Source organism: Kineococcus siccus (genome assembly GCF_009906795.1).
Taxonomy (GTDB): domain Bacteria; phylum Actinomycetota; class Actinomycetes; order Actinomycetales; family Kineococcaceae; genus Kineococcus; species Kineococcus siccus.
In genome coordinates, this window is sequence record NZ_JAAALN010000197.1 from 1 (window position 1) to 7,905 (window position 7,905).

At 77.2% G+C, this 7,905-nt stretch carries 10 protein-coding genes; all 10 read right to left on the bottom strand.

The window, feature by feature from the left end; genetic code table 11:
* The coding region (gene dprA / locus GTR02_RS17515; protein WP_205709518.1) for a DNA-processing protein DprA at nucleotides 1-1,129 on the bottom strand (1,129 nt) is incomplete at its 3' end.
* Nucleotides 1,126-2,670 carry a YifB family Mg chelatase-like AAA ATPase gene (locus tag GTR02_RS17520; protein WP_166608771.1) on the bottom strand — a complete coding sequence of 515 codons (1,545 nt, stop codon included), beginning with the start codon at nucleotides 2,668-2,670 and terminating at the stop codon, nucleotides 1,126-1,128. The genes GTR02_RS17520 and dprA, both read right to left, overlap by 4 nt.
* The gene (locus tag GTR02_RS17525; RefSeq protein WP_166608772.1) at nucleotides 2,670-3,026 is read right to left on the bottom strand and encodes a YraN family protein; all 357 of its coding nucleotides are present in this window, start codon (nucleotides 3,024-3,026) and stop codon (nucleotides 2,670-2,672) included. Before GTR02_RS17525 ends, GTR02_RS17520 begins: the two co-directional genes overlap by 1 nt.
* A 131-nt stretch (nucleotides 3,027-3,157) precedes the next feature.
* The gene (locus GTR02_RS17530; RefSeq protein ID WP_166608773.1) at nucleotides 3,158-3,469 is read right to left on the bottom strand and encodes a DUF2469 family protein; all 312 of its coding nucleotides are present in this window, start codon (nucleotides 3,467-3,469) and stop codon (nucleotides 3,158-3,160) included.
* A 7-nt stretch (nucleotides 3,470-3,476) separates the two neighbouring features.
* Nucleotides 3,477-4,349, bottom strand: coding sequence for a ribonuclease HII (locus tag GTR02_RS17535; protein WP_166608774.1), 873 nt, complete (start codon nucleotides 4,347-4,349; stop codon nucleotides 3,477-3,479).
* Between the two features lie 10 nt (nucleotides 4,350-4,359).
* On the bottom strand, nucleotides 4,360-5,127 hold the full coding sequence (lepB, locus tag GTR02_RS17540) for a signal peptidase I (protein WP_166608775.1): 768 nt from the start codon (nucleotides 5,125-5,127) through the stop codon (nucleotides 4,360-4,362).
* Nucleotides 5,124-5,786, bottom strand: coding sequence for a signal peptidase I (gene lepB, locus GTR02_RS17545; RefSeq protein WP_166608776.1), 663 nt, complete (start codon nucleotides 5,784-5,786; stop codon nucleotides 5,124-5,126). Before lepB (GTR02_RS17545) ends, lepB (GTR02_RS17540) begins: the two co-directional genes overlap by 4 nt.
* 178 nt (nucleotides 5,787-5,964) lie before the next feature.
* Nucleotides 5,965-6,318, bottom strand: coding sequence for a 50S ribosomal protein L19 (rplS, locus tag GTR02_RS17550; RefSeq protein ID WP_166608777.1), 354 nt, complete (start codon nucleotides 6,316-6,318; stop codon nucleotides 5,965-5,967).
* A gap of 171 nt (nucleotides 6,319-6,489) precedes the next feature.
* Entirely contained in the window at nucleotides 6,490-7,311 is an 822-nt protein-coding gene (gene trmD / locus GTR02_RS17555) for a tRNA (guanosine(37)-N1)-methyltransferase TrmD (protein ID WP_166608778.1), read from the bottom strand.
* Nucleotide 7,312: 1 nt separating this feature from the next.
* Nucleotides 7,313-7,876 carry a ribosome maturation factor RimM gene (gene rimM / locus GTR02_RS17560; protein ID WP_166608779.1) on the bottom strand — a complete coding sequence of 188 codons (564 nt, stop codon included), beginning with the start codon at nucleotides 7,874-7,876 and terminating at the stop codon, nucleotides 7,313-7,315.
* Nucleotides 7,877-7,905 lie beyond the last annotated feature (29 nt).

Below are 7,905 nucleotides of genomic sequence, written 5' to 3' on the forward strand. Positions count from 1 at the left end.
ACCCGCCCCCGGTCCGGCCCGCGATCCCGCTCAGCTCGAGCCGCCCCAGCACCGCCTGCACGTCCGCGACGTCCAGGCCGGCGTCGCGCGCGATCCGCTCCGACGTGGCGGACACCCTGCGCGGCAGGCACTCCGCGACGCGCAGCTCGGTCGGATCGAGGCCGTCCAGAGGGCGGGCCGCCACCGTCCGGGGCGGCAGCGGGTGCTCACCCGCCCGGCCCAGGAGCTCCGCGGCCTCGTCGGCGCTCGTGACGCACACCGCCCCCCGCTCCCGCAGCAGCCGGTGACAGCCCGCCGACATCGCGGAGTCCACCGGCCCCGGCACGGCCCCGACCGCGCGCAGCAGCTTCTCCGCCCGGTCCGCCGTGGCGAGCGCCCCCGAGCGCCAGGCGGCCTCCACGACCACCGTGCCGCGGGTCGCGGCCGCGATGAGGCGGTTGCGCTCCAGGAACCGCCAGCGGGTGGGCACGCTGCCGGGCGGCACCTCGCTCACGACGGCACCCCGCTCGACGAGGCGGGCGATGAGCGCGGTGTTGCCGGCGGGGTAGGCCCGGTCGACCCCGCAGGCCAGCACGGCCACGCTGCGGCCACCGACCGCGAGCGCCGCCCGGTGGGCGACGGCGTCGATGCCGTAGGCGCCCCCGCTCCACACGGTGAACCCGCGGTCGGCCAGGCCCCCCGCGAGCTCGGCCGTCACGTGCTCGCCGTAGCCCGTGGGCGTGCGGGTGCCGACGAGCGCCGCCGCGGTGCGGGTGGCCTCGTGCAGGCGCAGGGGCCCGCGCACCCACAGGGCCAGGGGCGGGCTGAGCGAGCGGCGGCCCTCGTCGTCGTCGCGGGCCAGGTCGTCGACGGGGGCGGGCCACTCCTCGTCGCCGGGGACCAGCAGCCGCCCACCGAGAGCGTGCACGGCCGCGAGGTCCGCGGCCGGGTCGACCTCCGCCAGCCGGCTCCGCCAGCGGGCGGGACCGCGGCCCGTGACGACCGCCTCGAGCGCCAGCGCGGCGCCGACCTCGCCGACGAGCGCGGCCGCCGCCCCGTCGCCGGGTTCGGCGAGGCGGCTCCACGCCGCCCGCGCGAGGCGCTCGTCGTCCAGGGCGGCGTGCAGCGCGGCCGGGACGACCGCCCTCACGCCGCCACCGCCCCGGCGGCACCGCGCAGGGCCAGGGCCCGGCCCACGTCGTCGCGGTCGGGGGCGCTCGCCCCGCGCAGGTCGGCCACCGTCCAGGCCAGCCGGAGGACGCGGTCGAGGCCGCGCAGCGTCAGCGCTCCCCGCTCGAGCGCGCGCTCCAGGTCGGTGGTGACCGTCGCGGGCAGGCGCAGCGGGCCCCGCAGCACCGCGCCCGTCAGCTCGCCGTTGGTCCGCAGCCCGTGCGGGCGCAGCCGCTCGCGCTGCACGCCGCGGGCCGTGGCGACCCGGGCCGCGACGACCGCGGTCGTCTCCCCCGGCTCGCCCGCCACGACCTGCGCGCGGGTCACCGCCCGCACGGCCACCTGGACGTCGACGCGGTCCAGCAGGGGGCCCGACAGCTTCGCCGCGTAGCGGCGACGGGCCGTCGGCGTGCAGGTGCACTCCAGGCCCTTGCCCGTCGCCCGCCCGCACGGGCAGGGGTTCGCGGCGAGCACCAGCTGGAAGCGCGCCGGGTAGCGGGCCGTGCCGGCGGCGCGGTGCAGCACGATCTCGCCGTGCTCCAGGGGCTGGCGCAGCGCCTCGAGCACGCGGGCGCCGAACTCGGGCGCCTCGTCGAGGAACAGGACCCCGCGGTGGGCCCGCGACGCGGCCCCCGGCCGCGGCACGCCGGAGCCGCCGCCGACCACGGAGGCCGGCGAGGCGGTGTGGTGCGGGTCCTCGTACGGCGGACGGGCCAGCAGGCAGGCCGATCCGGTCAGGAGCCCGGCCACGGAGTGGACCGCGGTCACCTCCAGCGCCGCGTCCTCGTCGAGGTCCGGGAGCAGGCCGGGCAGCCGGGCGGCCAGCATCGTCTTGCCCGCACCGGGCGGGCCGGTCATGAACAGGTGGTGGGCCCCCGCCGCGGCGACCTCGAGGGCGAGGCGGGCGTCCCCCTGCCCGACGACGTCGGCGAGGTCGGGGCCCACGGGCCGCAGCCCGGGCGGCACGGCCGGGGCCGGGTTCCGCTCCTCCGGCAGGTCCGGCACCGGGTCGCCCCGGTACTCGGCCACCAGCTCCGCCAGCCACCGCACCCCGAGCACGCGGACCCCCGGCACGAGCGCGGCCTCGGCGGCGGTCGCGGCCGGCACCACGACGCGCTCGCAGCCCGCGCGGGCCGCCGCCAGCACGGCCGGCAGCACCCCCCGGACGGCGCGGACGCTGCCGTCGAGCCCCAGCTCGCCCAGGTGCACGACCCCGTCGGACGCGGCCGCGGGCAGCACCCCGGCCGCGGTCAGCGTCGCGACGGCGACGGCCAGGTCGAACGCGCTGCCGGACTTCGGCAGCGTCGCGGGCGACAGGTTCACCGTGATGCGCCGCGCGGGCAGCGGGAACCCGGAGTTCGCGGTCGCGGCGCGCACCCGGTCCTTGGCCTCGTGCAGGGACGCGTCCGGCAGCCCGACCAGCACGAACGCCGGCAGTCCCGGGGAGATGTCCGCCTCCACCTCGACGACGTGGCCGTCGAGGCCGACCAGCCCGACCGCGAGCGCGCGGGCGAGGGCCATCAGGACACCCCGCGCAGGTGCTCGACGCGGGCGGGGCCGCGGTCGGAGACCAGGACCGCCACGACGTCCAGGCGCACGTCCGCCGGGTGCACGTCGTGCTCCGCGAGCCACTGCGCCGCGAGCCGGCGCAACCTCAGCAGCTTCGCCGGCGTCACCGCCTCCGCGGGCGAGCCGGTCGCCTCGCTGCGGCGGGTCTTGACCTCGCACACCACCAGGCAGCCGCCGTCGCGGGCCACGATGTCGATCTCGCCGAGCGAGCAGCGCCAGTTGCGCTCCAGCACGACCATCCCGGCCTCGGTCAGCCGCCGGGCCGCCACCCGCTCGCCGTAGCGGCCGACCCCGTCCTTCGCGCGCACGCGCACCACCTCCGCACCGGAGGCTGCCGGTCGGCGGCGGGGCGGAGGGCCCGTGCGGGGCCCGCTGTGGACGACGGCCGCGGGAGGGCGGCTGTGGACCCGGCTCCGCGGTGTCGACTACGCGGTGTCGACTACGCGGTGTCGGGCACCTCGATGTCGCGCTTCTGCAGCTCCTCGACGTTGACGTCCTTGAACGTCACCACGCGGACGTCACGGACGAAGCGGGCGGGGCGGTAGACGTCCCACACCCACGCGTCGTGCAGCGTCAGCTCGAAGTACGTCTCACCGTCCGCCGTGCGCACCTGCAGGTCCACCTGGTTGGCCAGGTAGAAGCGACGCTCGGTCTCGACCACGTAGGAGAAGAGGCTCACGACGTCGCGGTACTCCCGGTAGAGCTGCAGCTCCATCTCGGTCTCGTAGTTCTCGAGGTCCTCTGCGCTCACGGGGACATCATGCCTGCCGGGCCCACGCGTCGTCGGACGCGCGCAGGTCCAGCACGGACGTCGCCGCCGCGCCGGCCGCGAGGTCCGCCTGGGCCTCCGCGTCGCGCGGCACGGGCAGCGCGGTGCCGGCGTGGTCGCCGCTGCGCGCGTCGACGCGCGCGTCCCCCACCCCGGGCAGCCGCCAGCTGCGGCGGTGCTGCGGGCACGTGCCGTGCCGCGCCAGGGCCTCGAGGTGGTCGGGTGCGCTGTAGCCCTTGTTGCCGGCCCAGCCGTAGACGGGGTGGTCCTCGTGGCGCTGGACCATGATCGCGTCCCGGGTCGTCTTGGCGAGGACGCTGGCCCCCGCGACGGCGGCACAGCTCATGTCGGCCTTGACGCGCGTGGTCACGGCCGGTGCGTCGCACGGCAGCACCGGGACGGCGGCGTCCTCGACGAGGTCGAGCAGGCTCGGTTCGCGGGGGTCGCTGAGCCAGTCGTGGGACCCGTCGAGGATGAGGACCGACGGCTGCCGCGGCAGCTGCGCGAGGGCGCGGCGCCCCGCCAGGCGGAGCGCGGCGATGATGCCGACGGCGTCGATCTCGGCGGGCTCGGCGTGCCCGACGCCCCAGGCCACCGCCCAGCGGCGGACCCGGGGCGCGAGGTCCTCGCGCGCCGCGGGGGTCAGCAGCTTGGAGTCGCGCAGCCCGGCCGGGGCCGTGCGGGTGTCCGGGCCCACCAGGAGGACGCCGACCGTCACGGGCCCCGCCAGCGACCCGCGGCCGACCTCGTCCATGCCGGCCACCAGGTCGTGGCCGGCGCGCAGGAGCTGCCGCTCGTGGCGCAGCGTCGGCGGCAGCTGCGGGGACCGGGCCGGGGGCCGGCTCGTGCGCTGCGGGCTCATGCTCGCGCCCTCACTCCGCCCCGCTCGCGCCCGGGACGGCGTCGTCCGCGGACGGCGTGCCGAGCCACTCCCAGTGCGAGACCGGCCACACGACGGCGTAGGCCCGGCCGACGACGTGGTCGAGCGGCACGAAGCCGCCGTAGGGCTTGTCGCGGTTGTAGCGCGAGTCCGCGGAGCGGGCGCGGTTGTCGCCCATGACCCACAGCTGCCCGGCGGGGACGGTGACGTCGAACGCCTCCTCGCTGGGGGCGGCACCGGCCGCGAGGTAGGCGCCCTCCTGGATCGGCGTGTCGTTGATGGTGATCCGCCCCTGCGCGTCGCAGCACACCACGCGGTCCCCCGGCAGCCCGATGACCCGCTTGATGAGGTGGTCGTCGGAGTCCTCCGGCAGCAGCCCCACGAACGTCAGCGTGTCCGCCACGACCGTGCCCACGGCCCCGCGCTGCGTCGGCACGGTCGGCGGCAGCCAGCCCCCGGGGTCGGAGAACACCACCACGTCACCGCGGTGCAGCTCGAAGGGCCCCGGCGTGAGCTTGCTGACGATGACGCGGTCACCGATGTCCAGCGTCTGCTCCATCGACTCCGACGGGATGAAGAACGCCTGCAGCAGGAACGTCTTCACCACCAGCGACACGACCAGCGCCACGGCGACGACCAGGACGGTCTCGCGCAGCAGGCCGACCACCCCGCCGGCCGCCGACCGGGGCCGCGGCGGCGGCGGGGTCGCGGGGTCCTCGGCCGCCGCCGCCGCGGGGCCGTCACCGTCGGCGCTGCTCACGACGCGCCCCCGCGGGGCACGGTGGAGAGGGAGCCGAGGGGCCAGGTGACCGCCACGACGCGGCCGACGACGTCGTCGAGCGCGATGGTGCCGCCCCCCGGGGAGCCCAGGTGGGCGCGGGAGTCGGCGGAGTCGCTGCGGTGGTCGCCCATCAGCCAGAGCCGGCCGGCCGGCACCTCGATGTCGAAGCGCAGCTCGCTCGGGGCGTCGCCCGCGGCCACGTACGGCTCGTCGAGCGCCACCCCGTCGACCATCAGGCGGCCCGACGCGTCGCAGCAGGTGACCCGGTCGCCCGGCAGGCCCACGACGCGCTTGACGTAGTCGGTCTCCCCCGGCCGGAACCCGAGCGCGGTGCCGAGGCCCGCGCCGACGCGGGCGAGGCCCTCGGGCGGCGGCGGCGACGGGGTGAAGGTGCCGGTGCCGTCGAAGACGACGACGTCGCCGCGCCGGACGTCCTGCCCCGCGTCGACGCGCCAGACGAGGACCCGCTCACCCGGGACGAGCAGCGGGCTCATCGAGTCGGAGGGGATGGAGAAGCTCTGCACCACGAAGGTGCGCAGCAGCAGGGCCAGCAGCAGCGCCACGGCGAGCGGCACCAGCAGACCCGGTCCCCGGCGGCGCGGACGCGGCGGCGCCGGCGTGGGCTGGGTGGTCGTCACGGTGCTCCTGCCTGCGGTGTTCGGTCCTCGGCCGCACGGCGGCAGGGCCGAGCTTAGGCGCTCCGCCACCGCGACGGACCGACACGACACGGCCCGGAGCCCGACCGTGCGCGCACCCGCCCGGACGACGACGAGCCGGGCCCCGCGGGGGCCCGGCTCGTCGTGGTGGTGCGTCGCGTCAGCCGCGCGGCTCGCGACGCTCCTTGATCTTGGCGGCCTTGCCGCGCAGGTCGCGCAGGTAGTAGAGCTTCGCGCGCCGCACGTCACCGCGGGTGACGACCTCGACCTTGTCGATGATCGGGGTGTGCAGCGGGAACGTGCGCTCCACGCCCACGCCGAAGCTGACCTTGCGGACGGTGAAGCTCTCCCGGACGCCCCCGCCGGTGCGGCGGATGACGACGCCCTTGAAGACCTGGACGCGGGAGCGGTTGCCCTCGACGACCTTGACGTGGACGTTCAGGGTGTCGCCGGGACGGAAGTCGGGGACGTCGGTGCGCAGGCTCGGTGCATCGACGACGTCGAGGACGTGCATGGTGTGGCTCTTCTCCCCTGCAGGCGCCACAGGTCACCGGCGCGGTGTGGTGGTCTCGCGACGAGGGATCCGGGCCGGCGCGCCCCCTGTGGCAGGCACACCGCCCCACGGCACCTCGGTCCTCCGAGGAGCATGGGCACCGGACGTCGCGACGTTCGGTCAGGCGAGCGGTCAGTCTGCCACAGGAGCCGGCCCCGGACGGAATCCGCCCGCGTCGCCCGGCACGAACCCCTCGGTGGCGAGGACGGCCAGGTCGGCCGCGTCGCAGGCCGCGGGCGGGAGCGTCCGGAGCAGGTCCGGACGGCGTCTCGCGGTGCGGCGCAACGACTCGTCGCGACGCCAGCGCTCCACCTGCGCGTGGTGGCCCGAGGCCAGGACGGCGGGCACCTCGAGCCCGCGCCAGCTCGCCGGCTTGGTGTACGCGGGGTGCTCCAGCAGGCCGTCGTGCTCCGCGGCGTGGCTCTCCTGCTCCAGGCTCGCGGCGTTGCCGACCACGCCCGGCAGCAGCCGCGCGACCGCCTCGACCACGACGAGCACGGCCACCTCACCGCCGTTGAGGACGTAGTCGCCCAGCGAGACCTCGCGCACCCGCACGCGCGAGGCGTAGTGCTCCACGACGCGCGCGTCGATGCCCTCGTAGCGCCCGCAGGCGAACACGAGCCACGGCTCGGCCGCGAGCTCGACCGCGGCGGCCTGCGTGAACACCTCGCCCACGGGGCTCGGCACGAGCAGGACGGGACCGTCCGCACCGGCCCCCGGCGGCGGGTCGGCGAGGACGGCGTCCAGCGCCTCGCCCCACGGCTCGGGCCGCATCAGCAGCCCGGCACCCCCGCCGTAGGGCGGGCTGTCGACCGTCCGGTGGCGGTCGTGGGTGTGCTCGCGCAGGTCGTGCACGCGGACGTCCAGCAGGCCCTGCTGCCGAGCCCTGCCGATCAGCGAGAGCTGCAGGGGCTGCAGGTACTCGCCGAAGATCGTGACGACGTCGAGCCGCACGTCAGGCGTCCGGCCGCTCGTCGCGGGCGTCGTCGGTGACGTCCTCGGGAGCGGGCAGCTCGACGAACAGCCCCAGGGGCGGGTCGACGACGACCCGGCCGCCGCGCACGTCGACCTCGGGCACGAGGGCCTCGACGAAGGGCACGAGCACCTCCGCGCCGTCGGTGCCCGTGACCACGAGGAGGTCCTGCGCCAGGCCCGTGAGCAGGTCCTGGACGGTCCCGAGCGCCACCCCCGACGGCGTGACGGCCGCCAGGCCCCGCAGCTGGTGCGGGTACCAGGCGCCCTCCTCCTCGGGCTCGGCGCCGTCGGCGACGTCCACGAGCAGCAGGGTGCCGCGCAGCGCCTCGACGCCCTCGCGGCCCACGACGCCCTCGAAGGAGACGAGCAGGGTCTCCTGGTGGAAGCGGGCGGAGGCCACGGTGAGCGGCCCGGCCGCGGCGGGGTCGGTGCGCAGCACCGACCCGGGGACGAAGCGGCGGTCGGGGGAGTCGGTGCGCAGCTCCACGGTCACCTCGCCCTTGATCCCGTGCGGGCGACCGATGCGGGCGACGACGTACTCCACGGGGGACTCTCCTGCGGCTGGGGGTGCGG